Annotated in this window: 27 protein-coding genes, 1 tRNA gene, 1 other RNA gene and 2 riboswitches; of the genes, 14 read left to right on the top strand and 15 right to left on the bottom strand. The window is 70.3% G+C overall.

Translation table 11 applies throughout. The annotated features are described in order from the left end of the window. The first annotated feature begins 17 nt into the window (after positions 1–17). Positions 18–848, top strand: a complete 831-nt coding sequence (locus AB5L97_RS02700) for a TolB family protein (RefSeq protein WP_369046352.1) — start codon at positions 18–20, stop codon at positions 846–848. A gap of 18 nt (positions 849–866) precedes the next feature. Here the strand turns inward: AB5L97_RS02700 and AB5L97_RS02695 are convergent, their stop codons facing one another. Both AB5L97_RS02695 and AB5L97_RS02690 read right to left on the bottom strand, forming a co-directional pair. Next, positions 867–1,139 carry a hypothetical protein gene (locus AB5L97_RS02695; RefSeq protein ID WP_369046351.1) on the bottom strand — a complete coding sequence of 91 codons (273 nt, stop codon included), beginning with the start codon at positions 1,137–1,139 and terminating at the stop codon, positions 867–869. Then, positions 1,139–1,975, bottom strand: coding sequence for a methylenetetrahydrofolate reductase (locus AB5L97_RS02690; protein WP_369046350.1), 837 nt, complete (start codon positions 1,973–1,975; stop codon positions 1,139–1,141). Before AB5L97_RS02690 ends, AB5L97_RS02695 begins: the two co-directional genes overlap by 1 nt. A 47-nt stretch (positions 1,976–2,022) precedes the next feature. Further along, positions 2,023–2,124, bottom strand: a riboswitch (glycine riboswitch). A 1-nt stretch (position 2,125) separates the two neighbouring features. Then, positions 2,126–2,224, bottom strand: a riboswitch (glycine riboswitch). 139 nt (positions 2,225–2,363) lie between these two features. Here AB5L97_RS02690 and AB5L97_RS02685 point away from each other — a divergent pair. Further along, positions 2,364–2,996, top strand: a complete 633-nt coding sequence (locus tag AB5L97_RS02685) for a TetR/AcrR family transcriptional regulator (RefSeq protein WP_369046349.1) — start codon at positions 2,364–2,366, stop codon at positions 2,994–2,996. Between the two features lie 25 nt (positions 2,997–3,021). On the opposite strand, the gene AB5L97_RS02680 is transcribed toward AB5L97_RS02685, so the two are convergent. Together AB5L97_RS02680 and AB5L97_RS02675 are read right to left on the bottom strand one after the other, a co-directional pair. Further along, positions 3,022–3,669, bottom strand: a complete 648-nt coding sequence (locus AB5L97_RS02680) for a LytR C-terminal domain-containing protein (RefSeq protein WP_369046348.1) — start codon at positions 3,667–3,669, stop codon at positions 3,022–3,024. 7 nt (positions 3,670–3,676) lie between these two features. Continuing rightward, positions 3,677–3,976: a type II toxin-antitoxin system VapB family antitoxin gene (locus AB5L97_RS02675; RefSeq protein WP_307956871.1), complete on the bottom strand. Its 300-nt coding sequence runs from the start codon at positions 3,974–3,976 to the stop codon at positions 3,677–3,679. Positions 3,977–4,094: 118 nt separating this feature from the next. Here AB5L97_RS02675 and AB5L97_RS02670 point away from each other — a divergent pair, with 118 nt between their 5' ends. Next, positions 4,095–4,982: a hypothetical protein gene (locus AB5L97_RS02670; RefSeq protein ID WP_369046347.1), complete on the top strand. Its 888-nt coding sequence runs from the start codon at positions 4,095–4,097 to the stop codon at positions 4,980–4,982. A gap of 121 nt (positions 4,983–5,103) precedes the next feature. Here AB5L97_RS02670 and AB5L97_RS02665 read toward each other — a convergent pair whose 3' ends face one another. Next, positions 5,104–5,589: a DUF4188 domain-containing protein gene (locus tag AB5L97_RS02665; protein WP_369046346.1), complete on the bottom strand. Its 486-nt coding sequence runs from the start codon at positions 5,587–5,589 to the stop codon at positions 5,104–5,106. A 58-nt stretch (positions 5,590–5,647) separates the two neighbouring features. Here AB5L97_RS02665 and AB5L97_RS02660 point away from each other — a divergent pair, with 58 nt between their 5' ends. Further along, on the top strand, positions 5,648–6,223 hold the full coding sequence (locus AB5L97_RS02660; protein WP_369046345.1) for a TetR/AcrR family transcriptional regulator: 576 nt from the start codon (positions 5,648–5,650) through the stop codon (positions 6,221–6,223). A gap of 104 nt (positions 6,224–6,327) precedes the next feature. On the opposite strand, the gene AB5L97_RS02655 is transcribed toward AB5L97_RS02660, so the two are convergent. From AB5L97_RS02655 to AB5L97_RS02635, 5 genes are all read right to left on the bottom strand, one after another. After that, a complete protein-coding gene (locus AB5L97_RS02655; protein WP_307956875.1) occupies positions 6,328–6,834 on the bottom strand; it encodes a glutathione peroxidase in 507 nt (168 codons plus the stop codon). Between the two features lie 23 nt (positions 6,835–6,857). Then, positions 6,858–8,039 (bottom strand): M23 family metallopeptidase, encoded by a 1,182-nt coding sequence (locus AB5L97_RS02650; RefSeq protein ID WP_369046344.1) that lies wholly within the window; start codon positions 8,037–8,039, stop codon positions 6,858–6,860. 190 nt (positions 8,040–8,229) lie between these two features. Further along, a tRNA-Ser gene (locus tag AB5L97_RS02645) sits at positions 8,230–8,314 on the bottom strand. A gap of 113 nt (positions 8,315–8,427) precedes the next feature. Then, complete coding sequence (locus AB5L97_RS02640) at positions 8,428–9,810, bottom strand: sensor histidine kinase (RefSeq protein ID WP_369046343.1); 1,383 nt, start codon at positions 9,808–9,810, stop codon at positions 8,428–8,430. Beyond that, complete coding sequence (locus AB5L97_RS02635; RefSeq protein WP_369046342.1) at positions 9,807–10,517, bottom strand: response regulator transcription factor; 711 nt, start codon at positions 10,515–10,517, stop codon at positions 9,807–9,809. The genes AB5L97_RS02640 and AB5L97_RS02635 overlap by 4 nt, the downstream gene beginning before the upstream one ends. A 168-nt stretch (positions 10,518–10,685) precedes the next feature. Here AB5L97_RS02635 and AB5L97_RS02630 point away from each other — a divergent pair, with 168 nt between their 5' ends. The 6 genes from AB5L97_RS02630 (at position 10,686) to AB5L97_RS02605 (ending at position 17,871) form a co-directional block, all read left to right on the top strand. Beyond that, complete coding sequence (locus AB5L97_RS02630) at positions 10,686–11,423, top strand: hypothetical protein (RefSeq protein WP_369046341.1); 738 nt, start codon at positions 10,686–10,688, stop codon at positions 11,421–11,423. A 46-nt stretch (positions 11,424–11,469) separates the two neighbouring features. Beyond that, positions 11,470–11,566: signal recognition particle sRNA small type (gene ffs, locus AB5L97_RS02625), an RNA gene on the top strand. Between the two features lie 53 nt (positions 11,567–11,619). Further along, on the top strand, positions 11,620–14,628 hold the full coding sequence (locus tag AB5L97_RS02620; RefSeq protein WP_369046340.1) for a DNA polymerase III subunit gamma and tau: 3,009 nt from the start codon (positions 11,620–11,622) through the stop codon (positions 14,626–14,628). Positions 14,629–14,637: 9 nt separating this feature from the next. Then, complete coding sequence (recR, locus tag AB5L97_RS02615; RefSeq protein WP_307956881.1) at positions 14,638–15,237, top strand: recombination mediator RecR; 600 nt, start codon at positions 14,638–14,640, stop codon at positions 15,235–15,237. Between the two features lie 122 nt (positions 15,238–15,359). Further along, positions 15,360–16,385 carry an isopenicillin N synthase family dioxygenase gene (locus AB5L97_RS02610; RefSeq protein WP_307956882.1) on the top strand — a complete coding sequence of 342 codons (1,026 nt, stop codon included), beginning with the start codon at positions 15,360–15,362 and terminating at the stop codon, positions 16,383–16,385. Positions 16,386–16,557: 172 nt separating this feature from the next. Next, on the top strand, positions 16,558–17,871 hold the full coding sequence (locus AB5L97_RS02605; RefSeq protein ID WP_307956883.1) for an aspartate kinase: 1,314 nt from the start codon (positions 16,558–16,560) through the stop codon (positions 17,869–17,871). A gap of 85 nt (positions 17,872–17,956) precedes the next feature. Here the strand turns inward: AB5L97_RS02605 and AB5L97_RS02600 are convergent, their stop codons facing one another. Beyond that, a complete protein-coding gene (locus AB5L97_RS02600; RefSeq protein WP_369046339.1) occupies positions 17,957–18,187 on the bottom strand; it encodes a hypothetical protein in 231 nt (76 codons plus the stop codon). Positions 18,188–18,268: 81 nt separating this feature from the next. Continuing rightward, complete coding sequence (locus tag AB5L97_RS02595; protein ID WP_307956885.1) at positions 18,269–18,493, bottom strand: hypothetical protein; 225 nt, start codon at positions 18,491–18,493, stop codon at positions 18,269–18,271. A gap of 82 nt (positions 18,494–18,575) precedes the next feature. Between AB5L97_RS02595 and AB5L97_RS02590 the strand changes: the two genes are divergently transcribed. After that, a complete protein-coding gene (locus AB5L97_RS02590; RefSeq protein ID WP_369046338.1) occupies positions 18,576–19,046 on the top strand; it encodes a MarR family winged helix-turn-helix transcriptional regulator in 471 nt (156 codons plus the stop codon). A 114-nt stretch (positions 19,047–19,160) separates the two neighbouring features. Here AB5L97_RS02590 and AB5L97_RS02585 read toward each other — a convergent pair whose 3' ends face one another. Further along, complete coding sequence (locus tag AB5L97_RS02585) at positions 19,161–20,114, bottom strand: patatin-like phospholipase family protein (RefSeq protein WP_369046337.1); 954 nt, start codon at positions 20,112–20,114, stop codon at positions 19,161–19,163. 39 nt (positions 20,115–20,153) lie between these two features. Between AB5L97_RS02585 and AB5L97_RS02580 the strand changes: the two genes are divergently transcribed. Next, positions 20,154–21,119, top strand: a complete 966-nt coding sequence (locus AB5L97_RS02580) for a 3-methyladenine DNA glycosylase (protein WP_369046336.1) — start codon at positions 20,154–20,156, stop codon at positions 21,117–21,119. A 15-nt stretch (positions 21,120–21,134) separates the two neighbouring features. Next, positions 21,135–22,223 carry a DUF6226 family protein gene (locus tag AB5L97_RS02575; protein WP_369046335.1) on the top strand — a complete coding sequence of 363 codons (1,089 nt, stop codon included), beginning with the start codon at positions 21,135–21,137 and terminating at the stop codon, positions 22,221–22,223. Between the two features lie 493 nt (positions 22,224–22,716). Here AB5L97_RS02575 and AB5L97_RS02570 read toward each other — a convergent pair whose 3' ends face one another. Both AB5L97_RS02570 and AB5L97_RS02565 read right to left on the bottom strand, forming a co-directional pair. Next, positions 22,717–23,130, bottom strand: a complete 414-nt coding sequence (locus AB5L97_RS02570) for a YchJ family protein (RefSeq protein WP_369046334.1) — start codon at positions 23,128–23,130, stop codon at positions 22,717–22,719. A 54-nt stretch (positions 23,131–23,184) separates the two neighbouring features. Then, positions 23,185–24,870: an exo-alpha-sialidase gene (locus tag AB5L97_RS02565; protein WP_369046333.1), complete on the bottom strand. Its 1,686-nt coding sequence runs from the start codon at positions 24,868–24,870 to the stop codon at positions 23,185–23,187. Positions 24,871–25,032: 162 nt separating this feature from the next. Here AB5L97_RS02565 and purS point away from each other — a divergent pair, with 162 nt between their 5' ends. Next, positions 25,033–25,311: a phosphoribosylformylglycinamidine synthase subunit PurS gene (gene purS / locus AB5L97_RS02560; RefSeq protein WP_369046332.1), complete on the top strand. Its 279-nt coding sequence runs from the start codon at positions 25,033–25,035 to the stop codon at positions 25,309–25,311. Position 25,312: the final 1 nt, after the last annotated feature.

The following is a 25,312-nucleotide window of genomic DNA, read 5'->3' as shown; positions in this document are numbered from 1 at the left end:
GGATCGGCGGCCCCGGGATGGCAGAGCCCCAGCTGATCTTCCACACCGACGAGATCCTCCTCGAGGCGCCGAACTGGGCGCACGACGGGCGCACGCTGTACGTCAATGGCCACGGCGTTCTCTGGTCCCTTGATGTTGACGTGCCAGTGCTCCGGGAAGTCCCCTTCGAGGATCTCCCGGAGATCAACAACGACCACGTCCTGTCCCCTGACGGCGCCTCGATCTACCTGTCCGCGATGGACGGGCACATCTACCGGGGCGCGCTGTCCGGCGGCACGGTCGAGCGCGTCACCGACGAAGAAGACGGAAGGCGGCATTTCCTCCACGGAGTGCGCCCGGACGAGAGTGAGCTGGCCTGGGTGGAGCTCTCGGATTTCTCGGCGCCCGGGCGTCTCGCCGTCGGGCCTTCCCGACGCGGCCCATCCCGGGTGCTCGCCACCGGTTCCGGCCATGCCGACGGTCCCGAGTGGTCGCCGGATGGCGCCTGGATCTACTTCAACACCGAGGGCTTCACCTCAGAGCCCGGACATGCCCAGCTTGCGCGCATCGACCCTCGCGGCTGTCAGCTCGAACGGCTCGTGGCCAGCGATTCCGTCGACTGGTTCCCGCACCTTTCGGCGGATGGCCGCCACGCCGCCTATGTCTCCTTCCCTGCCGGCACGCTTGGACACCCCGCCGACCTCGACGTCGTCGTGCAGGTGGTCTCCACCGGCGACTGGGCGGCGCCGCTCCAGAGCTACAGGCTGTTCGGCGGGCAGGGCACCCTGAACGTGAACAGTTGGGCGCCCGACTCGGGCCGCTTCGCCTTCATCGCCTATCCCGTGGACGGCGCCGACGTGAGCCCCTGATGCCGCCGAAGCCGATCCTCAGCCGGCGAGAGTGCCGGGTCTGCCGCGCCCGAGCCCGATCCGCACATCGTCCGTGCTCAGGAACATCCGCCGGCCCTCGATGCCGGCGAACTGGACCCACAGCGTCGATCCGTCGCGGCTGAGACCGTCCACGGTGCCTTCGCCGAGGTATTGCCCGTCCGCCGTGACGTGCACGGCCACGCCGCGGCGGAGCTGCCTCGAGTCCATGCGCCGCGGGACGCCGGGAGGCGTGTATGCGGCCAGGCCTGCCCGCGTCGCGATCGTCGCCATCACAGCCCCCGCTCGGCCAGGTCGAACTGGGGGAGGTCGAGGTTGTTGAAGGTGAAGAGGTGGACGCCGGCGAGGCCTGCACGGGCCGCGGAAAGCTCGCCGATCAGCTGTTCGGACGAGTACGAGCCTCCGGTCAGGAGCCTTCTGGCCAGCGGGCCCTTGCGGCTGATGAACTTCAGGGACGGGCCGACGCCGATCCTGGCGGCGAGTTCGAGGAGCCGCGCGCGCGGCACGCGCCCAGGCACACCCGCCCAGACCGGCAGGTGGATGCCTTCGCTGCGCAGGAGTGCCACGTAGGCACTGATCGCGGACGCCGAGAAGCACATCTGGGTGACGATGTTCGCCGCAAGGTGCTGCTTGGCCAGAAGTGCATCGAGGAGGTCGATGCCGCTGTGGTCCGGGTGGCCCTCGGGGTATCCCGCAACGCCGATGGCGAACTGGCCTCCAGCGAGCTCGGCAATGTCCTCCATCAGCTCGAGCGAGTTGGCATAGGGGCCGGCTGCCTGGGCCGCATCGCCGCCGACGGCGAACACCTCGGTGATCCCGGCGGCCTCGAAGCCCCGGAGCGCGCGGGCGAGCTGGGACCGTTGCCCGATGCTCCGCGCGGCGAGGTGCGGGACCACGCGGTAGCCGAGCGCGGCGAGGCGCGCGGAAGCCTCAGCCGTCCGCTCGATCCCGTGGTGCGGCAAGCAGGTGACAGCGATGGTCGAGCCCTGGGGGACGGTCGTGGCGACCTTCGGGAGGATTCCCTCGGTGGGGACGATCTCGATGCGGAGGGGGAGTTGCGCGTGGGGCGCGGAGCCAGCAAGCGCTCGAGGGAGGGACTGAACAGTCATGGAGGACTCCAGGGTCTGGCCGGGCTGGGCCCGACGTGGATGGCGTTCCTCCCCGCTCTGTCATGGACCTGAGAGTTTCCGCTCCCCGCTGTAGCAGGTCGCTTGCACCGTCGGTGAGCCCAGCGATGCCGGGCTGCTTTCCAGAGTTGCCTTGCTGCGGCGGTACGGGCGCCTGAGAGATTCCTGGGGAGGAGTTGCTCCTACGGCACCTGCTGGGACGGACGAGCAGGATTCTCCCGCCGCAGATCGATGGCGTCTTCAGTTGTCACAGCGAATTCCTCTGTGCCGCGGCCGCGGGGCCACGTCCGCTCAGTGTGTCGGAAGTCACGAAGGGTGTCAATTTGGGTTACTCCCGCGGTTTAGTGACACATCGACCTAAAATGGAAGCATGCCCCGCATCCAGGCCGAGTCGAACGCCGCACAGCGAGCGCTCACCCAGCGCCGGATCCTCGACGCCTTCGGCGAGCTTCTCTTCACGCGTGGCCTCCCCGGCCTGACGATGACGGACGTCGCCCGACAGGCCGGCGTCGGGCGCACCGCCGTCTACAACTACTACGCGGACATGGAAGAGCTGCTCATCGGCTACGCCCTCGACGAGACGGGCAGGTTCCTCGCGGACCTCAAGGCGAAGCTCGCCGAGCTCGAGAATCCGATCGACCGCCTCGCGGTGTACATCAGGGCGCAGGTCGAGGATCTTTCGCGGCGCCACCTTCCCCCGGGGCCAGCGATGCGCGCCGTACTGTCGGCGTCGTCCTTCGCGAAGCTCGGCGATCACGTCGGCGAGCTCAACGCCCTCCTCACCCGGATCCTCCGCGATGCGATGGCGCAGGGGTACCTTCCCGATGCTCAGGTGGACGAACTCGTCGCCCTGGTCCACGGCTCGCTCACGGCAAGCGCCGACCGCGCGGGAGAGAAGGCGGACGACGACGAGTCGGCCCGCCGCACGGACGCCACCGTCCGCTTCATCCAACTCGGAGTCGGCGCACGCTTCGATGAGGAAGGCCGTCCCATCCGCCGCTAGGGGCCCGCGCCGTGCGCGGAAGGGCTCAGCCGCCTGCGCTCGTCGCCGGCGCCGTAGCCTCCGGAAGCGTGCACACGAGCGGGCCGGGGGTCTGGTCGACCACCCCCGGATCCGCGAGGGCCTTGAAGTTCGGACCGAGGACCAAGTCAACGCTGGCATCGGAGCGGCCGTCGCGGAGGTAGACGCTCCCCGGCACGTTGCGCTGGAGCGTGAACGCGGCCGCCTCGCCGCCGAACCCGCTGCGCAACACCGCCGCCGCGCCCATCGTGAGGCGCTCGTTGCCGACGTCCTTCACCGCGAACTTCCGCGCCTTGAGCTCGTCGCCGATCTGCGCGGCGAGGCCTTCCCGTCCGCCTGCGTTGAACACCGTGACAGTGACCTTCTCGGGCGGGAGATAGTCGTAGGAGCCTGAGGGGCAGGTGACTGCCTCCGTGGCCTTTCCGGCCGGCTGCGGCACGCTGAGGCGGCCGGTCAGGACCGCCCATGCGGCAACGCCGCCGCCGAGGAGGAGCACCACAAGGAGGCTGATGGCAACCCCGTGCCGGATCCTCCGCCACCTGCGTGAGGCCGCCGCGGCCTCGCGGGCTTCGTCGTCGAACTGGGTCTGCAGCTCGGCCCCGCTGACCACGTGGTGGCCGTGGTAGCTGGTCAGATCCTGGGGCTTGCGGGCCATCGAAGTCTCACGCGTCGAGGTCGAGGACGCGGGCGTGGATGGCGGTGCGCTGGTGGAGCGCGGTGCGGACGGCCCGGTGGAGCCCGTCCTCGAGGTACAGCACGCCCTTGTACTGGACCACGTGGGGGAAAAGGTCGCCGAAGAACGTCGAGTCCTCGGCGAGGAGCGCCTCGAGATCGAGGGTGCGCTTGGTGGTCACGAGCTCATCCAGGCGGACCGGACGCGGAGGGAGCGCGGCCCAGTCCTTCGGCGTCGTGTAGCCATGTTCTGGATAGGGACGACCGTCGCCCACCGCTTTGAAGATCACGTTTCAAGACTAGGCTCGCGATCCTGCCGCGCGTGAGCGTGGATGGGCAGGCACGGAGCATTGTGGCCAAACGGTTATTCGGGCCCGGGGCTGCCGAACCCGGTGGAAGAATGGCCCCATGGACACCGCCCCGCCCTTTGCCCTGCTCCTCGACGTCGACGGACCCATCGCGAGCCCCGTGACGCGCACCGTGAAGCCCGAGATCATCGCGCTCCTCAACGAGCTGGGCGCGGCCCAGATCCCGATCATCTTCAACACCGGGCGCTCGGATGCCTTCATCCGCGGCCAGGTCATGGAGCCGATGATCGAGGCCGGGATGCCGGACGGACTCATGGTGCACGCGGTCTGCGAGAAGGGCGCCACGTGGTTCTCGTTCACGGCTGGCGGCGCGGGCACGGTGCACGTGGACCGGGACCTCGCCGTGCCGTCCGAGTTCGCCGACGACGTCCGCGGGCTCGTGTCCGCGAAGTACGCAGAGCACATGTTCTTCGACGAGACCAAGCGGGCCATGGTCTCGGTCGAGCAGCGCGTCGATGTCTCCAATGAGGACTACCGGGCCGAGCAGGAGCGCTTCGACGCCGACGCCCTGACGCTCATGGGCCAACACGGGCTCACCGCGGCTCGATTGGACCACCACGCCCCCGGGAGCGACGACGAGGTGGACTACCGCGTCGATCCGACCATCATCTCCACCGACATCGAGTCCGTGAGGCTCGGCAAGGACCTCGGCGCGGCGCGCGCCTGCGAGCGGCTGCGCCGCGACGGAATCGTCCCGGCCGCGTGGTTCACGATGGGCGACTCCCGCACCGACTACGCCATGGCCGATTGGCTGCACCACAACGACCACACCGTGGTTCATGTGGACGTCCGTCCTGCCGACGGCGTCCCCGAGAAGCCCTACGAGATCCACACCGCCGCGTACCTCGGCCTCGGCCCTGAAGTCATCCACGACGACGCCGGGCTTGCGTTCCTCGCCCGCTGGTGGGACGCGCTCGGCACCGCCTGACCCCACCGCGAGATCACCCCGTGGGGCGCCGAGGTCGGGTCCTCTGACGCCGAAGTCGTGCCGTGTGACGCCGAGATCGGGTGGTGCGACGCACGACGGCGCCGCCCCTCGCCGTCGTGCGTCAGGCCGCCCCGGAAGAGCGGAGCCGTTGCCGGGCAGTGTTGAGGCCGGCAGTGACGGGCACGTGGCCGGTGGCACGGGCGAGCCCGAACAGGGGCATCCCGTTGTAGACGGCCTCGATGCCCCCGGGGGCCACCTCGTAGGTCTCGTGGTAGACCCCGACGTCGCCACTTCCCGCGACCGTCCGCATGAAGTCCCGCCACGGCGCGAGATGTGGCGCGTCGCGGTCGGAAGCGAAGCGCTGAAGGTGCTCGGGGCTCTCCCAGTAGCTCACGAGAACCGTGGTCCGCCCGAACCACCCCTCGCAGCCGAGCATTCCAGCCTCAGGGTTCTCGCCGAGGTGCCGCAGCATGCCTGGCATCGCCGAGGCGACGCGCATCACCGTGCCGAGCTTCCACCATCGGTTGGCCCGCATTCCGATGAGGAACACCGTGACGGGCCTGCCGGGCGCCGCCGTGTATCGGCCGGGGAAGACCTTCTGTGCCATGGCTCACTCCTTGATTCGTAACACTGTTACAAAACAACGTTACGAATATACTTGGGCCATGGCAAGACCCACGCTCCACGATGCGGCGCTGCGGGAGAGGCTGCTCGAGGTGACCGCGGGCGGCGTCGACCGGTACGGCCCCGCCCGCTTGTCGCTGCGGCAGATTGCCGCCGACGCGGGGACCTCCACGACGGCCGTGTACTCACTCTTCGGCGGCAAGGCAGAACTGCTCGCAGCTGTGCTGGACGGCGCATTCGCCTCCTTCGGCACCTCACAGCGGGCTGCGGCCGACGGCGGCCTGCTGGCTCTCGGGGTCGCGTACCGCGAGTGGGCGCTCGCGCACCCAGCGCTCTACCGGCTCATGTTCGGCGGGGCGCTCGCGGCCTACGCCGACTGCTCGCCGGATCCGGAGGCCGCCGGGGATTCGATGGCGCCGCTGCGGGAAGCCGTTGCAGCGGGCCAGGAATCAGGGGTCCTGCGGGATGAGCCGCTCGACATCATCGTGCTGGGCATCTGGGGGCAGGTCCATGGGCTCGTGAGCCTCGAACTCGCCTCCGTCGGCCCGACCGACGCCGACTGGGGCGGTCTGTACCGGTCCACGCTCGACGCGGTGCTGCGGGCCTGGGCCGCCTGACACCGACTGCGTCCGCTCGACCCTAGACGGCGGGGATGGCGTCCCACGGGGTGACCTCGCACCCACACCGGGCGACCTCGCGCCCACACGGGGTGACCTCGGCGTCAGGGGGCTGGAACGCGCGCGGGGAGGACCGACTCGATCGCGGTGCGGAGCTCCTCCGCCTCGGGCTCGACAGCCGAGCGGAACCGCCCGACGACCTCACCGTCCGGGTTGACGAGGAACTTCTCGAAGTTCCACTTGACCTTGTGGCCCAGATCATCGTCGGCCGGGAACTGCGTCAGGGCGGCGTAGAGCGGGTGCTGCTTCGTGCCGAGGACGTCGGCCTTGGCCGTGAGCGGGAACGTGACGCCGAAGTTCAGCCGGCAGAACTCCTCGATCTCCGCATCGGTCCCGGGCTCCTGGCCGGCGAACTGGTTGCACGGGACGCCGAGGACCAAGAGCCCGCGGTGCTCGAACTCCTCGTACAGCGCCTCGAGGCCGTCGTACTGTCGCGTGAATCCGCACTTCGAGGCGACGTTCACCACGAGGGCGGCGCGCCCCGCAGCTAGATCGCCGAACGTCGTGGCGGTTCCGTCGTTGAGGGTCACGACAGTTTCATGCAGGCTCATCGGGCCAGTCTAAGGGGCTCCGATCAGGAGGTCGGCTTGGGGGTTGCGGTCGGGGACGACGTCGCAGTGGACGACGACGTCGGGCTGGCCGTCGTGGTCTGTGCGGCCGCCGGGGCAGTCGTCGTCTGGGTCGAAGACGACGTCGCAGTCGGAGTAGGCGTCGGGGTGGCCGTAGCGGTCGGCGTCGGGGTGGCCGTAGCGGTCGTCGTTGGGGTGGGAGTCGCCGTCGCCGTCTGCGTCGGCGACGCCGTTGGCGTGGGGCTGGGGGACGAGGCCGGGCTCGGGGAGGACGACGACGTCGGGCTGGGCGAGCTCGTGGATGTCGTCCCTCCGGCCGGGACCTGGGAGGTCGCCGGAGGCGCGGCGGGCGGGCCGGCCGGCGTCGGGTCAACGAGCGGCGGAGGCGTCGGGGCGGCAGGGGCGTGAACCACCGTCTCACCGGGGGCGGGCTCCTGGGCGAGGGCCGGGATGGCCCAGTTCTGGCGCTCGTTGGTGGACTTGCCATCCTTCGGCGAGTAGTCGGTGATCTGGACGGTGCCGAGCGGGGTCCCCTGCGTGAGCGCGATGAACGTGAAGGTCATCGGATCGATGTACTTGCCGTCCTTGATCGTCTCGAAGTGGAGGTGGCATCCGGTCGAGGAGCCTGTGGACCCGACGAGCCCGACAACCTGGCCGACCTCGACCGACTCACCCACCTTCACGGCTGCACCGAGCATGTGGTTGTAGGTCGTGACAAGACCGTTGCCGTGATCGATCTCGACCCGGTTCCCGCCGCCCCAGGGGTGCCAGCCGGCGGCACGAACCACGCCGGCGTCGGCCGCGTAGACCGGGGTGCCGCACCCGGCGGCGAAGTCCTGGCCCCAATGGAATTCGCCCACCTGCCCCGTGAGCGGATTGATCCGGTAGCCGAACGGAGAGCTCGGAACAAGGCTCGTGAGGGGCGCATAGAGCTTGCCGGCCTCGGGCCGGTGGAGGTTCGCCTGCGCCACGAGGACCGCAGAGACGTGCCCTGCCGCGACGGAGCCGACCGCGGTGCGGTAGAACGGCACGACCGCCCCCGGGTCCGCCGTGATGGGGCCGAACGGGAAGACATCGCTCGCAAGGACCGGACCCGCGCCGAAGACGGCGACGGCGACCGCGACCGTCAGGCCGGCGGACAGTCTGGCTCGCAGACGAGAAATGGTGGCGGCAAGGGCGCGTGGCATCGTCGGTGACTCCCCAATCAGTCGCTGCGCCGCAGATGCCCGCGGCGCACGGTCCTATTCTGGGCATCCCGCCACCCGTTTGGCCAGTCGTGGGCCCACGAATCAAGTACACGATTCGCAGGACCCAAGTAGGCTCCGAGAATGCAGAATACCCCGGTCCGAGGACCGGGGTATTCTGCATCGGATTGCGCGGAGGATGGGGGATTTGAACCCCCGAGGGCGTGAACCCAACACGCGTTCCAGGCGTGCGCCATAGGCCGCTAGGCGAATCCTCCAGGCTGTGCTCCGTCAAGAGCAGGTACCAGAATACCTGAACGCGGCCGATGCACCGAATCGGCCGCGCGCGCCCGCCCCTGGCGCATGCCCCTGCCGCCCATCCGGGCCTGATTCAGGACGCCGCATCGCGCCCCGCGCCGGGCACGGAACCGGGCGCCGCGGGAAGCGTCAGCGTGAACGCAGCACCGCCCTCGGGTGCCCGGCCTGCGGCGAGGCGGATGCCCATCCGTGACGCGAGCCGCGCGGCAATCGAGAGCCCAAGCCCAGTGCCGACCTTCCGCTCCCCCGCGTACCTGCCCCGCAGCGCGCCCCGCTCGAAAGCGTGCCGCAGGTCGTCGTCGCTCAGCCCCGGACCGCCGTCGCGGACCTCGAGCACGACGGCGCCGCCCTCCTGCCGCCCAGACAGCACCACGGGCGCCCCCGGCGGCACGGCCCTGAGCGCATTCTCGACGAGCCCGTCGAGCAGTTGCCGCAGCCGGCGCGCATCCGTCACAACGGACAGCGGGCCAGCCACCCCGGCGCGCATCGCGACGCCCGCCGGCTCCCACACCCCGCGCCACGCTTCCACCACGGTGGGAAGCACGGCAGCGGCGTCGACGGCCTGCAGATCGACGCGGAAGTCGTCTGCCTCGAGCCGGGCCAGCTCAAGGAGGTCACGGACAAAGTGGTCCAGCCGCTCGGTCTCGGCGGACAGGGTCCTGCCGACGCGGGGAACGTCGTCGGCCGCGATGATCCCGTCAGCGAGCGCCTCGGCGTAGCCCTGCAGGGCCGTGAGGGGCGTGCGCATCTCATGCGAGACGGAGAGGAGGAACTCGCGCTGGCGTGCCTCACTCGCGCCGAGAGAGGCGTCGAGGCCCGCGAGGGCCTCGGAGACCTCGCGCACCTCGGCCGGCCCCGCGGCGTCGACCGCCACGCCCCGCTCACCGCCGGCGAGCCGGCGCGCGGCACCGGCCACCCGCACGAGCGGCCGCGCGACCCACCGGGCCACGAGGGCCCCGCCGAGCACGGCGGCCGCGAAGCCGATGAGGAGGGACCACAGGAGCCGGGTGACGAGTGGCCCGGCGGCCTGCGTGACCGCCGAGACGGGTTCGGCGAGGACAAGTCCGCCGCCAGCGGAGATGGGACGGGCCTCCACGACCACCGGCACGCCGAGCACGGTCTCGGCCTGCGACACCGACTGGCCCCCGAGGACCTTCCGCGCGGCCGCAGCGCTCACGAGCCGGCGCCCCGCCCCGGTCACTGTGCCGTCCGGCTGCACGAGCGCGATCCGGCCGGCCTCGCCGAATGCGAGCTCGCGCAGGGAGGCGAGGTCGGTCACGCTCCCCGAGGCGCTCAGGGCCGTCGCCTCGCGGGCCAGGCTCGAGCGCGCCTGGTCCACGGCGGCGGAGCGGATGAGCTGCGCCCCGACAAACCCCGCCACGAGCGTGGCGATCGCCGCCACGGCGGCCATGACGAGCGTGACCCGGGCGTGCAGGGAACGGAACCAGGCCTTCACGGGAGCCCCCGCCGCTCGGTGCCAGCGGGGTCGGCGGCCACGCTGTACCCGACGCCGCGCGTGGTGCGCAGAGGGCTCGCCGCGCCGAGCTTGGCGCGGAGCTGGGCCACGTGGACGTCCACCGTGCGCCCGCCGCCGTAGTCGGCCTGCCCCCACACGGCGGCGAGGAGCTGCTCCCGGCTGAACACGCGCCCGGGCTGGGACATGAGGTGCGCGAGGAGGTCGAATTCCATCGCGGTCAGCTGGACGGGCAGTCCCTCCGCCTCGGCGGTGCGCCTGCCGAGGTCCAGCCGCACGGTCCCGACGCTCAGCACGCGCGGCGCCTGCGGTCCTGCCGTGCGGCGGAGGACACTGCGGATCCGCGCCACGAGCTCCCGCGGGGAGAACGGCTTGGTCAGATAGTCGTCGGCGCCGAGTTCGAGGCCGAGCACGCGGTCCACCTCATCGTCGCGGGCGGTCACGAAGATCACGGGTGTCCAGTCGTCTGCCTCGCGGAGGCGGCGGCAGATCTCGACGCCGTCGAGGCCGGGCAGGCCCACGTCGAGGACGATCGCCACGGGCCTGAGCCGCCGGATCTGCTCGAGCGCGGTCGCGCCGTCGCGCTCCACATGCACGCCGTAGCCGGCACGGGCGAGGTACAGGCGTTCGAGATCAGCGATGGCCTGCTCGTCCTCGGCCACGAGCACGAGGCCCCGATCCTCTTCCACCCTCTCATTCAAGCGCACGACGGCGCGTGGCAGCGTGGCCATCCGGCCCACCGCGGCAGACTTTACGTTCCCCGAACAGTGGCCGAACACGGCCCTTGCGCGACCTAGCGATCATGGAGCCATCTCCAGGGCTCCGCCGGAGCTCCTCCCGGAACGAAAGGCACCGCCATGAACCCCCAGTCAGACCTCCTCCACACTCCCCCTCGACGCCGCCGCTGGATCGCGGGGGCCACCTCGGCCCTCGCGGCCGCCGTCCTCGCCGGCGGCGGCGTGGCCGTGGCGCTCCAGGCGAATGCCGCTCAGGCCCCGGGCGCGTCGGCCAGCCAGGAGGCGTCCGGCGAGGCCGGCCAGGAGTCCCTTGCAAGCCTCACCTCGCTCGACGGCGTGGGCGAGGATGTCGCGGCGGTCGACTCGGCAGTCGACACGGCGGTTCCCGGAACCGCCGGATCCGCATCCGGTTCGGGCGTATCCAGCGTCGACCTCGCCGCCCTCGTGGCCCCCGCCGCGGCGGCGGTCCCCTCATCGTCGGCATCCACGGCAGGCGGCAGTGCGCCGTCGTCCGCGAAGCACCCGGCGCGGTCCGCACTGAGGCGCGTGCTCGCCGTCGTGATCCGCCAGGACGGCACGGCCCAGTACGGCGAGCACGCGCAGACTGCCGCGCGGGCCGCGATCAACCGGTTCCCGGCCGCGTTCCGCCGCCTCCCCGAGAAGCTGCGCCAGGACCTGTGGCAGCTCGCGGGCGCCGCGGCGGGCCAGGAAGCCGCAGATGCGCAGGCCATCAAGGGCCGCGCGCTCGACGGCACCTACGGCGCGGCGGTCCAGAAGGTCGCCCAGGCGATCCAGAAGGCGCCTGCGAAGGCTCCGGCAACACCCGCACCTTCGCCATCGCCCTCATCCGGCAGCTGACCTCGGCCGCGGTTCGGAGCACCCGCCGAACTCCGCTAAGATGGTCTCCAGCCCCTCATGTGGCGTCATCCTGCTGAACTCCCCCAGGACCGGAAGGTAGCAAGGGTAAGTGGGCTCTGGCGGGTGCATGAGGGGCCTTTACGTACCTGTGGATAACCCGGACCGGGTATCGGTCCCGATTGGTAGGGTTTCTTCCGTGACTGCTCCCGCTGCCCTCTACCGCCGGTATCGGCCGGACACGTTCCAGGACGTGATCGGGCAGGAACATGTCACCGAACCGCTCATGACGGCGCTGCGCAAGAACCGCGTCAACCACGCCTACCTCTTCTCCGGGCCGCGCGGCTGCGGCAAGACCACTTCGGCACGCATCCTGGCCCGCTGCCTCAACTGCGAGCAGGGCCCCACGCCGACCCCGTGCGGGGTCTGCTCGAGCTGCGTCGAGCTCGCGCGCGGGGGGTCCGGCTCCCTTGACGTCATCGAGATCGACGCCGCGAGCCACGGCGGCGTCGACGACGCCCGCGACCTCCGCGAGCGCGCCACCTTCGCGCCCGTGCGGGACCGCTACAAGATCTTCATCATCGACGAGGCCCACATGGTCACCTCGGCCGGATTCAACGCGCTCCTGAAGATCGTCGAGGAGCCGCCGGAGCACATCAAGTTCATCTTCGCGACGACCGAGCCGGACAAGGTCATCGGCACGATCCGCTCGCGTACCCACCACTACCCGTTCCGGCTCGTTCCCCCCGAGCCGCTCCTGGCGTACCTCGAGCAGCTGTGCGCGTCCGAGCACGTGCCCGTGGCACCCGGCGTGCTCTCACTCGTGGTGCGGGCCGGCGGCGGATCCGTCCGCGACTCGCTGTCGGTGCTCGACCAGCTCATGGCCGGCGCCGGGACGGAGGGGATCGACTACGAGCTCGCCGTCGCGCTCCTCGGATACACGCATGCCGCGCTGCTCGACGACGTTGTGGACGCCATGGCCGCCGGCGACTCCGGAACGGTGTTCAGCGCCGTCGACCGCGTGATCCAGACCGGACACGATCCGCGGCGCTTCGTCGAGGACCTGCTCGAGCGGTTCCGCGACCTCATCATCGTCCAGGCCCTGCCCGACGCCGCCGAATCGATCCTGCGTGGTATCCCCGCCGACCAGCTCGCCCGCATGCGCGTCCAGGCCCAGAACCTCGGCGCCGCCGAGCTCTCCCGCGCGGCGGACGTCACCAACGAGGCCTTCAACGAGATGACCGGGGCCACGTCGCCGCGCCTGCACCTCGAGCTCCTGTGCGCGCGGCTCATGCTCCCCGCAGCTGACATGGCCGAGCGCGGCTGGGCCGCGCGGGTGGACCGTCTTGAGCGCCGCCTCTCCTTCGCGCACGACGGCGAGGGGCTGGCTCCAGCGGTCGAGCGCACCGCGACCCCGGTGGTTGAGCGCAGCGCGCCGGAATCGAAGCCCCAGCCGATGGCCGAACGGCCAGCCGCGCCGGTGGCTGAGCGAAGCGAAGCGGAGTCGAAGCCCCGATCCGAAGCCCCGACCTCGGGGCCACACGGGGCGACCTCGGCGCCAGAACCGGTGACGTCGGCGCCACCGGGGGTGACCTCGGCGCCACCGGGGGTGACCTCGGCGCCACAGCAGGTGACCTCGGCGCAGGGTGGGGGCGCGGGGAGCGTCGAGATGTTCCGGCGCGCCTGGCCTGACATCCTCGACGCGCTCGCGAAGGTCAAGCGCAGCACGTGGGCGCTCGTGGGACCGAACGCCTCGGTCGCGGGCTTCGACGGCCGCACGCTCGCCCTGGCCTTTGGGACATCCGGACTGGCAGCCGCCTTCAGCCGAGCAGACCATTCCGAGAACCTGCACCGGGCCATTCAGACTGTGCTCGGGGTCGACTGTCAGATCGACGCCGTCACGGGAGGCAATGGGCCCGGGACTGCTCCCACCGCGGGAGGTGGGGAGCGCCCAAAAGCGCCCGCTGATCCGCACCCGGGCACCCCCCTGCCCGGGAGGGCCCCCGCGGCACAGTCCGCTCCTGCCTCCGGCAACGCCGAACCGGAGCCGTCGGCCTCCCGTCACACCGCTGGTTCGACCGCCCAGCCGGCAGCTAACCCAACACCATCCACGCCGCCGAAAACACCGCCGGTCTCGTCGCTTCCCTCCGCCGCGGACGTTGCATGGGGTCTGGCACCTGCGCCTGCGACCCCTGCAACGGCTCCCGCCTCCAGCCCTGTCCCGACGCGCGCCTCCACCGCGAAGACGCGAACGCAACCGCAGGGTCCGCACCCTGCCGAGCTGCCCACGCAACAGCCAGGGAGCACGCCCGAGACCCACATACCCGAGCCGAGCGCACCCGGCGCCTCCCCCGCCCTGAACGCGGAGGCACGTCCACGAGATGCGCACCCCGCCGAAGTGCCCACGCAGCCGCAGGGGCGCACGCCTGAGGCCCAAACACCGGAGACCCCCGCGCGGGAGGCCCGCTTCCCGTCCGCGCCGACCCCCGCGCCCGCTCCGTCCCCCTACGACGACATCCCCTACTCGGATGAGGAACCGACCGGTGAGTGGGACGAGCCGTACCCCGAGGACTCCGGGTACTCGGCTGCACGCCGTCAGCAGCCCCCGCAGCCAACGTCCACCGGTCAGCCCAGCCGTCAGACAGGTCCGACGCGCGAGAGGATGCAGAACGCCGGCGGCAGTCCGGCAAGCCGCGGCGATTCAGCCAAGGACACCACGGCTTCGGCGGACCCGTGGTCGTTCGCGCGGGAAAGCACCCCTGGCGTCTGGAGCGTGGGAACGGAGCCGAACGTCCGCAACGGGAGCACCCCGGCGGGCTCCGCTGAGTCCTCCCCCACCGCGAAGCAGCCCGCGACTCCCTGGCCGCTCGCGCAGCAGCCGGCGGCAGCAGCGCCGTCGTACGCACCGGCGGCCGCCCAGGCGCCCATCCAGCCCAAAGCCCCCGCGAACGCGGCCGCCGCCTCCCAGGGCGGCCGGAAGCTGAGCATGTACGAGCGCCTCAGCCAGAAGGCCGCCGCGGAGATGGCCCAGCAGCAGCCCCAGCAGCAGGCGCCCGCCCCCCAGGCGTATGTCGAGGAGGTCCCGAGCGCAGACGACGAGACGGTCGAGCAGTCCAGCCTGTTCGGGCGCGCGGCGGTCGAGCGGATCCTGGGCGGCAAGCTCATCGAGGAGCGCGGCCTGGACGGCAGTGTCGTTCCCCCGCGGTAGCGTAGTGGGGTGTATGAAGGCGTAGTCCAAGAACTGATCGATGAGCTCGGCCGGCTTCCCGGCATCGGACCGAAGTCCGCCCAGCGGCTCGCCTTCCACATCCTCGAGGCGGATGCCGATGACATGAAGCGTCTGGCCACGGCGATCATCAGCGTCAAGGAACGCGTCAAGTTCTGCCAGATCTGCGGCAACGTCTCGGAGCAGGACACGTGCTCGATCTGCCGGGATACGCGCCGGGATCCGAGCGTGATCTGCGTGGTCGAGGAGTCGAAGGATGTGCTCGCGATCGAGCGCACGCGGGCCTACCGTGGCCGTTATCACGTTCTGGGTGGCGCAATCAACCCCATCGCCGGAGTCGGGCCGGACCAGCTGCGCATCCGCGAGCTCCTCACGCGGCTCAACGACGAGACGGTCACCGAGATCATCCTGGCCACGAACCCCAACCTCGAGGGCGAGGCGACGAGCACCTATCTGGCCCGCATGCTCAAGTCGATCGGCGTCAGCGTCACGCGTCTGGCGTCTGGGCTGCCCGTGGGCGGCGACCTCGAGTACGCCGACGAGGTCACGCTCGGGCGAGCCTTCGAGGGCCGCCGCAGCGCGATCGGCTGAGCCGGCCACGGGCTGCACCAACCCGCGCACGACGCCGCCGGGCCGGGTCGCGCTCGCGTGTCGCCGAATTGAAGTGTGACAGACTATTAAGCCCCCGGCGGCAAGCGGCGCATGCTGGAAACATGAGCACGGCACGCACCTCCATCCCTGCCCTCGACCTCTCAGCCGCGAGGGGAGCGGATGGCACGTTCACCTCGGAGTTCCTGGATGCGCTGCGGGACGCGACGCACAACGTCGGCTTCTTCCAGATCACGGGCTACGGCGCGCGTCCCGGCCAGGACCGGGAGCTCCTCGACACGGTCGCCCAGTTCTTCCGCGAGCCGCTCGAGGACCGTCTGGCCCTCGACAACCGCAACTCCGCCCAGTTCCGCGGCTACACGCGGCTCGGGACCGAGGTGACGCGGGGCCGCGCGGACGCCCGCGAGCAGATTGACTACGGCCCCGAGCGACTCCCCCTCGAGGATGTCCCGGCCAACCGCCCGTACCTGAACCTCCAGGGCCCGAACCAGTGGCCCGCCGGGTTCCCGGCGCTCGAGAAGGCCGCGATGGACTGGGCCGAGCTCATGTCCGCCGTCGGCGCCGAACTCCTCGCCGCCATCTCGGTCTCGCTCGGCCTGCCCGAGGACCACTTCGCGGAGCCTTTCGCCGGGACCCCGGCCTGGATGGGCAAGCTCGTGCACTACGTGGGCACCGGTGTTGTTCCCGAAGCGGGGCGGCAGGGCGTGGGCCTCCACGCGGACTACGGGTTTGTGACGCTGCTCCTCCAGGACGAGGTGGGCGGGCTCGAGGTCCAGCCGTACGGCCAGGAGGAGTGGATCGACGTCCCGCCGACGCCGGGAGCCCTCGTGGTGAACCTCGGCGAGATGCTCGAGGTTGCCACCGACGGCTACCTCATGGCCACGATCCATCGCGTCATCGCCCCGCCCGCGGGCGTGGACCGCTACTCGGTGCCGTTCTTCTGGTCCCCCCGCCTCGACGCCGTGATCGAGCCCGTCGAGCTGCCCGCGGACCTTGCGGCCCAGGCCCGCGGCGTCTCCGATGACCCGCACAACCCCATGCTCGCCTCGTACGGCCAGAACGTCCTCAAGGGCTGGCTGCGCGCCCACCCCCAGACCGCGAGGATCCACTACCCGGAGCTCGTCGGCTGATCCGCACCCGTTACGACGCACGACGGCGAGCGGGCACCCGGGCGGGCCGTCCGCCGTCGTGCGTGTGGCCCCCGGCGTCCACGGACCGGTCACAATTGATCGGCGTGCAGGGGCCGCGCGTAAACTGGCTGGGACCCTTTCTGACGTCTCGACCCCCTGTGAGTGTGCCCGTATGTCGTTGCCCCTCGAATTGCCTGCCCGGCAGCTCATCGTCCAGAAGTTCGGCGGCTCGTCCGTCGCGGACGCGGCCGGCATCAAGCGGGTGGCCGAGCGCGTCGTGGCGACCCAGCGCGCGGGGCACGAGGTCGTGGTCGTGGTTTCCGCGATGGGTGACACGACCGACGAGCTGCTCGACCTGTCCTCGCAGATCACCGACGAGGCCCCGGCCCGCGAGATGGACATGCTCCTCTCCGCCGGCGAGCGCATCTCGATGGCGCTCCTGGCCATGGCGATCAGCAAGCTCGGCGCGAAGGCGCGCTCCTTCACCGGCTCCCAGGCCGGCATGATCACGGACGGCATCCACGGCAAGGCGCGCATCATAGACGTCGACCCGCACCGCGTCCGCACGGCCCTCGACAAGGGCGCGATCGCGATCGTCGCCGGCTTCCAGGGCGTGAGCCGCGAGTCCCACGACATCACGACCCTCGGCCGCGGCGGCTCGGACACCACCGCCGTCGCCCTCGCCGCCGCGCTCAACGCGGACGTGTGCGAGATCTACACCGACGTGGACGGTGTGTACACCGCGGACCCGCGCGTCGTGCCGACCGCGAAGAAGATCGACCGCATCTCGAGCGAAGAGATGCTCGAGCTCGCCGCGTCCGGCGCCAAGATTCTCCACCTGCGCTGCGTCGAGTACGCACGCCGCTTCGGGGTGCCCGTGCATGTGCGGTCCTCGTTCAGCCAGCACGAGGGGACGTGGGTCCTGCCCAGCCCCGACGACACGATCACCATCAGCGAGGGAGTCGCTTTGGAACAGCCCATCATCTCCGGCGTCGCGCACGATCGCTCCGAGGCCAAGGTCACTGTGGTGGGCGTCCCGGACATCCCCGGCAAGGCCGCCGCGATCTTCCAGGTCATTGCCAAGGCGCACGCGAACGTGGACATGATCGTCCAGAACATCTCCACGTTCGGCCGGGGCAAGACGGACATCTCCTTCACCCTGCCGATCATCGAGGGCGCCGACGCGCTCACCGCCCTCAAGGCCGCCCAGGACGAGATCGGCTTCGAGGACATCGAGTACAACGCCGAGATCGGCAAGCTCTCCCTCATCGGCGCCGGGATGCGCTCCAACCCGGGCGTCTCGGCGACGTTCTTCCAGGCCCTCTCGGACGCCGGGATCAACATCAACATGATCTCGACCTCCGAGATCCGCATCTCCGTGGTGACCCGCGCTGACCTGCTCGACGACGCTGTCCGTGCGATCCACTCGGCCTTCAACCTCGATTCCGACGCCGAGGCGACCGTCTACGGAGGCACCGGCCGCTGAGGCCTGCTGCCCGCACGCACGACGACGGCCGGTCACCTTCCTTGGGAAGGTGACCGGCCGTCGGTGGTTCAGCGAAGTCGAAACCCTAGTGGTGGGTCATCGGGGGCTTCTCGTCCTTGCGGACGGCGTAGTGGTGTCCTTCGGAGTCGGTCTCGACGTCGAAGGTGCGCAGTTCAGTCTCCGAGGCCTGCTCGAAGTCGTCGTGCCTGTGGACCACCGGCGCATCGGGATCGCTGTGCGACGCTGGACCCCAGACCGCAGCGGCTCGCTCGGTGACATGCATGAAGGTGTCGAGAACCTTGTGCGTGCGGGGCATCTCTTTTCACCCCCTTTCCAGTACCGGACATTGTACGCCCGGTGTGACGCAGATCTCAGGGGGAGATGAGTGCCGTCGGAGTCAGCGCAGGGACCGATCGTCCGGGTTCTTGGGCACCACATAGGTGCTGCCGTCGGGGCGCGTGAGCGTTTCCCACTGCTGCGACTCGGCCTCGCGCTGGGCCAGGAGGCGCCGATTCTCCTCGGTCATCTCGTGCGTGGTCGAGCTGCGGTTGGCCGGGCCGAATACCAGACGCAACTTGTCCGTTGCCCGCATGAACTTCTGCACGAAGCCCTCGTCCGACATCGCTGTTCCTCTCCTCGGCCTGACGCTCTCTCAGATCAACAGTACACTCATTATTAGTGCACTAATGAATCGAGGATCGACCATGGCCTACGACAGCGAAGACCTCCTGCTCGAGAAGCAGCTCTGCTTTGCGCTGAGCGTGGCGAGCCGGAGCGTCGTCGCCTCCTACAGGCCCGTTCTGGACCGGCTTGGCATCACGCACCCGCAGTACCTCGTGATGCTCGCGCTGTGGGAGCGTTCACCGCGGACCGTCAAGGAGATCAGCGAGGCGCTCCTCCTCGAGCCGGCCACGGTGACCCCGCTGCTCAAACGGCTCGAGGACGCCGGGCTCGTGACGCGCACGCGCCAGATGGGGAACGAGAGGGCCCTCGACATCGCGCTCACCCACGCGGGCACAGCGTTGCGCGAGCAGGCCCTGTCTGTGCCCACCACCATGATGTCGCGGCTGAACATCACGCGGGACGAGGCCGCCGAGCTGCACGCGTCCATGATGCGGCTCATCGCCGCCGCCCAGGCGAGCCGCGAGGCCGACGCCTTGATGCGCCACCGCTGACGCACCCACCCCCTAGCTCCTCCCCGTTGCGGGGTCCCTGGCGCAACGTTGCGGGGTCTGTGGCAGCACGTTGCGACGCCGAACGCATCCGACCGCCGCCTCGGCGTGCGAGCGTCACGGTGATCTGAGCCGCTCGACGGCCTCCCTGCCGTCGCGGACACCGAGCGCAGTCGCCGCCGGCACTCGGCTGACGTCGAGATGCTGGACGCCCTCCCCGAACGAGGCAGGATCGCTCGGCGCAATGACGCTCACGCGTGAACCTCGCGCCTCGAGCGGCGGCACCGTTCTCGCAAGCTCACCAGGGTTCGCATCCGGAGCGAGGATGAGCACGTCGTCGAACCCGTCAGCGAGGTCTGCGCTCGTCGAATCGAGCGCCCCGCAGTCGATGTGATGGCGTCCGCCGATCTCGACGGCCCCGACCAGCCCAGGGATCGAGGTGCTGGCCGCGACCGCACGGGCGAGCGGCACGCCGTCGGTCGCCTCGATGACGCGCCGCTGCCCCAGACTCGAGCAGAACGCAATGATCCCCAGACGCATGCTGGGCCAGTCGGCCTCCGGCATGAGCTTCCCCGCCCAGTATGCCTCGTAGCACGCAGCCTGCCTCTGCCGGAGCCCGACGGCGAGGGCCGCGAGGTCCGTCATCTCGCGGGCCGTGAGCCTCCCCGGCCCCAAGGCCCGGCCCAGTGCGGCCGGGACCGCGCGCAGGGGACGGAGGCCGCCGAGCCGCGCGGCACCGGCGAACCGGCGCACCACCGCGCCGGCGATCCACGCCTGCACGGCGGCCCTGCCGATCTGGCCCCCCAGACTCAGCAGGTACGGGAGGCTGTTGCCCATGCCTGCGGCGAAGGCCGCACGCTCGACGGCGGGATCCCCGCTCGTGAGGTCGGTGTACGTCGCATCGAGGAGGCCGGCCGCGAGCCGCGCGCCCACGAACGAGCCGGCCGAGGAGCCCACGATGTAGTCCCAGTTCTGGACATCCACTCCGCCAGCAGCGAGGCCGTGCAGGACCCCGACCTCCCACCCGATCGCGGTGTGGCCGCCCGAACCGAGGATCAGCGCCCGTGACATGCCGCCCATCGTAGGGCCAGACTCGGGGATAATCGATGGGTGCCCTTGCCCGTCCCGTCAAGCCCTCTCGCGTCAGTCAACTCCGTCCTCGCCGAGGACGAGTGGCTCCCGCGTGCCCGGGCGCATGCGGAACGGGTCGCACGGTTCGCGGAACCGTTCGTGGCGCGGCGCAATGCGCGGAAGAAGCACCCCATCGAGGACTTCCTCTTCACCTACTACACCCACAAGCCCGGGCAGCTCGGCCGCTGGCACCCGGGGGCGAGGATTGCGCTCGTGGGCGACGCCGCGCGGGAGAGGCTCGGCTGGAAGCACTACCGCGCGCTGACCGAGGCCGAGCGGGGAGCCGCAGGGCTTCCCGCCGGCGACGCACCCGAGGCGAGTGCCGCCGTCGTGCTCGACCTGCCCGCGTACGCCGGCGAGCGTGAGGAGACCATCCGCTTCTGCGGCGTGATCCTGCGCGGCACTGCGGAGCGGCCTGCGAACTTCGGCTGCTTCGGGCTGCACGAGTGGGCGATGGCCTACCGGTCGGAGAAGTTCGGGATCCGGCACGAGTACCTGCCGCTGCGGCTCGGGGCCGCAGGCACGGACCATGTGGTCGAGGAGCACCGCATCCGCTGCACGCACTTCGACGCGTTCCGGTTCTACTCCCCCGACGCGGTGCCGCTCAACGAGCTCCAGCCGACGCGAGCCGCCCAGCGCGATCTCGAGCAGCCCGGCTGCCTCCACGCCAACATGGACCTCTACAAGTGGGCGTACAAGCTCGGGCCCGCTGTCCCGGGCGAGCTGCTCATGGACTGCTTCGAGCTCGCTTGGCGTGTGCGCACGACGGACATGCAGGCATCCCCCTACGACCTCTCGGACTGGGGATTCGAGCCCATCGCCATCGAGACGCCCGCCGGGAAGTCCGCGTATGTCGAGGCTCAGCGCGGGCTCGCAGCCGAGGCCGCTGTGCTGCGCGGGCGACTCACGACGGCGCTCGCGACCTTGGAGGCGGTTCTCGCCTGAGGCTACGCTGGCCGGATGGAGGAGGACCTGTTCGAGGGGCCTGCCCGCGCGCTGCCCGCGTCCGCTCCGATGGCGCGAAGGGCCGCGGCGTACACATCGCGCCCCGATGGACCCTCGGCCGCCCCCGTCCGGCACCGCGCCGGGTACGGGCCTTTCGTCGGCTTCCTCGCCTCCCGCGGCATCGATCCGCGCACGACGGCGCGTGACCCCGTTGCGCTCGTCGGGCAGCTCCGCGCGCACCACCGCGAGATGATGGATCGGCCCGGTCTGGCCGAGGCCGCGGCGGTGTTCCTCGGGAATGCGCTCACGGCGCTCCGCCCGGACGCCTGCTGGGTCGGCGACATCGTCCGTGGCCCCCGGCAGCGGATCACGCCTCTCACCCTGCTGACGCGTCTGGGCGACGCCACGCCTGAACAACTGGAACAGCTGAGCGAGCGCGTGCGCGCCTGGGCCGCGGCCGTCTACGCCGAGCCGCTCGATTTCCCCGAACCCGTGCCCCGCACCCTCCCGCACCCCTACGTGCGGCCCGCCGGTGCGGAGCCCGGTGACGCCGGGGCCCTGGAGCAGATTGCCCTCGCGCTCCTCACCCATCTCCAAGCCAACTACCGCGTCGCCGTCCGCAGCGGTGCTCCTCCATCCCTCCCGACGGGCGATGACCTCGAGGGCGGAGGATGGGCCGTGACGGTCGAGCCGGGATCGCCGGACGCGGCGCCGCTCGCGATGGCCGTCTCGCCCGTCCGTGGAGTCGCAGTGCGCGCGGGGGCGCTGACCGGCTTCAGGTTCCCGGCCATGCCGAGGGACGTCTTCGAGGAGCACCACCGCCTGCGGAACCCAGCCGGCGAGGTCATCTGGCCCACCGAGGCCGATCTCCGCGACCTCGAGCAGACGGTCCTTGCCGTTGCCGAGGGCCGGTTCGCCGAGCGCTTCCCCGGGCCGGAGCCTGACTGGTTCGAGCACGCGCTCGCCTATGAACGCGGGGCCGGATCGACGAGGAAGCGCGGGGGCGGTCTCCATACTGCTCAGGGCGCCGAAATCCTCGACGCGGCCCGCACCCGAGTTGCCGGGTTGCAGCGTGGCTGGCAGCCCTGGCCGCTAGCGGGATGAAGTCCGGTGGCGACGTGCACCCGAGGCTGGGCTCGCCGCATGGGCGCGGGGCCCGGGTCTGGATCTTCAGGGGATCCATTAGCTAAGGAAAATGTGCCCTATTCGTCCGGGTCTTTCGAGTCCGGCGCGGAGTAGATTCCACTACACCAAAACGAGCACCGCAGGAAGCAAGGGACGGGGCTGGGGAGCCCGAGACCGCATTGCCCGTGATCATGGCCCCTTGCTGTCGCTGCGGGACTCTAACAGTTCTTCAAAGTCAAGGACGACAGAGAGGCGAAGGCAGCGAAAGAGAAGGACGCCGGAACACCGCAGCAGGGTTGAGGCCTCGACCCCCAATGCGGTCCGGGCTCGAAGGGGCCGGATTCCGTCAATCACTCGACAGAAAGCCAGATGCCGCGAAGGGCGCGCCGTAGCCGACGCGCCCTTCCCTTGTGCCAGCCCTCTCCCATCCATCGGTTGAGGGCCTGATTTCCGCGCGTTGAGGGGTACGCCCTTACGAGGCGTCACCGTCGAGGTAGAACCACCGGCCGCCCTCGCGCACAAACCTCGAGTGCTCCCGCATCACGCCGCGCCGGGCGCTCACGTCCCCGCCCTCCCGCCAATGGGCTGCGAAATCCACGGTACCCTGCGTATCGAAGGGACCACCCGCCGTCGTGCGGACCACGTCGAGTCGGCGCCACTGCGTCGTCTCGTCGAGTTCCAGCGTGGCCGGTCGGGTGGACGGGTGCCAGGTCGCCAGGAGGTACGCCGCGTCAAGGCCGACGAACGCGCTGTAGCGCGAACGCATGAGTGCCTCCGCGGTGGGCGGCAGGGCGCCCGCCGACAGCCCCGAGTGGAACCGTCCGCAGCACGCGCCATACGTGTCCCCGCTGCCGCAGGGGCATCGGGAGTCAGGGTCGAGCGTCATGCCCCACAGCGTAGCGAGTGGGGTCCAGGCGCTGAGACGTAACCCCGCAAGAGGCTATGGAGTGACCGTCATCGGGACCTTGACGTCGAGATGCCCCTGCGCCGCGGAGAACTCGGCGTGGCCAGTGACGGTTCCGGCCTTCGCCGACGCCGGCGCGGTCACGCGGACTGTCACGGTCGCGGACTGCCCGGCGGGAAGCGCCGGGACATTCGCGTCCGTGGCGGTCCAGCCGGAGGGCAGAGTGAGCGTGACAGTGCCGCGCGAGAACGCGTGGTCATCGCGGTTCGCCACGGTGAATGTGACGTCGGCCGTGCCGCCCGCTGCCACCGAGGCCGCACCCGCCGAGAGCGTCCCGCACAGCGGGCCGAGCCACTGGGCGTCGAACGTATCGAATGTGATCGTGTTGTGGTCACCCTCGTAGAGGACGCCGTAGCGCCCGTTGCCCAGCGGCGTCACGGTCGAATAGGCCGTGGGCAGGCCGGGCGCGAAGGCACGGGAGGTGCTCCACGTGGCTCCGTTGTCGCACGAGTAGCGGATGGTGCCGTTGATGCGGTTGTTGCCGTTGACCCTGTTTGAGGGCGGGTTGTCCGCGTTCGAGAACAGGAGCTTCGCCGCGTCGGCGGAACCCTCCGGGGCATTCGGGAACACGCGGGTGATGCCGGCATTATTGCGGGGGTCGGTGAGCGTCGAGTCATACGTGACGGGGCCGTAGGTCTCGCCGCCGTCGTGCGAGATCGAAATCCGGCGTCCGCCCACGCCGGCGTTGTCCCGCGAGTTGAGCATGACGTCGCCGTTGGAGAGCTCCACGACCTTGTTCTCATCCATCTTCGTGCCCACGGGCTGGCCCATGCGCCAGCTCTTGCCGTGGTCGTCGGAGTAGACGCTGTAGGCCTGGATCTGCTTGGAACCGTCCGTCTGAACGATGGTGCCGGCGAACTGCTGAATGAGGCGGCCCTTGTGGGGGCCGTACTGGAGCTGGATGCCCTCGCCGGAGGAGGCGAACTGGCCGACGACGCCGCCCACGTTGGCCACGCCGTTCACTGTGGTGCCCTCGGGCTTGACGACGTTGGTGATGAGGGGTCCCGCGAAGCCCGCGTACTTCGAGCCGGGGGCGTAGTCCGACGGCGTCGGAAGGGTCGACTGGTTCGCCGGGTCGGTGGACCAGGTGAGGCCGCCGTCGGTCGAGACCGAGACCTCGGAGCTGATCACCATGCGGTCGGCGTCGTCGTTGCCGAGGTGGCTCGCGGCGAAGCCGGCGTCCTTCGAGTACACGTGGAAGTTGAAGATCGTGCCCGTCTCGCGGTCCACGACGTAGCTCGGGTCGCTGAAGCCATAGCGCAGGACACCTGGCGCGGTGACCTGGCCGCGGGCGATGTACTGCGGCGCATCCCACGTCTTGCCGCCGTCGGTGCTGCGGCGCTGAATGATCGAGTTGGGCGACGGCGAATCGGCGCCATCAGGGCGCCCGTCGTACGCCGCCAAAACCACGCCGTTGCCTAGGCTCGCGAGCCCGACAATCCGGTAGAACTTCCCGAGGACGGGGTCGATCGCGTTGTCGCCGTTGGACGCGAGGACCTGACTGCTGAAGTGGCTGGCGGCGTCGTCATTGCCGGTGCCGGGGACGGCGAGCGCCGGCGCGGCGCCCGAGACGAGACCCGCCGAGGCGAGTACGGCTGCGCCGAGGCCTGCGATCGCGGCGCGCGATCGGCGTCGTGCGGCCGACTGGATGGAGGTGTTCATGATTCCCTTTCAATTTCGTGATATGGGACATCCGACAACCTATCTATGACCGGTGTCACTGTCGACCCTTGGCTGCTGTGTGACCTGAGTCGGTTCCGGCCAATGAAGGGCGCTGGCGTAGAATCGGGGGGCAATCCCCCCTATGCACAGGAGCCTCTTTCGATGCCGCGGATCGTTGTCGACGTCATGCCCAAGCCCGAGATTCTCGACCCGCAGGGGAAGGCGATCGTCGGCGCCCTGCCGCGCCTGGGCTTCACCGCGTTCAGCGGCGTGCGCCAGGGAAAGCGCTTCGAGCTCACCGTGGACGGTCCCGTCACGGACGACGTCCTCGAGCAGGCCCGCACCGCCGCCGCGACGATGCTCTCGAACCCTGTCATCGAGGACGTCGTGAACGTCGAGGTCCTCGCGGACGAATCGACCGAGACCGTCGAGGCCAACTGAC

Source organism: Sinomonas sp. P10A9 (assembly GCF_041022165.1).
Taxonomy (GTDB): Bacteria; Actinomycetota; Actinomycetes; order Actinomycetales; family Micrococcaceae; genus Sinomonas; species Sinomonas puerhi.
This window is presented reverse-complemented; position numbering and strand designations above follow the sequence as displayed.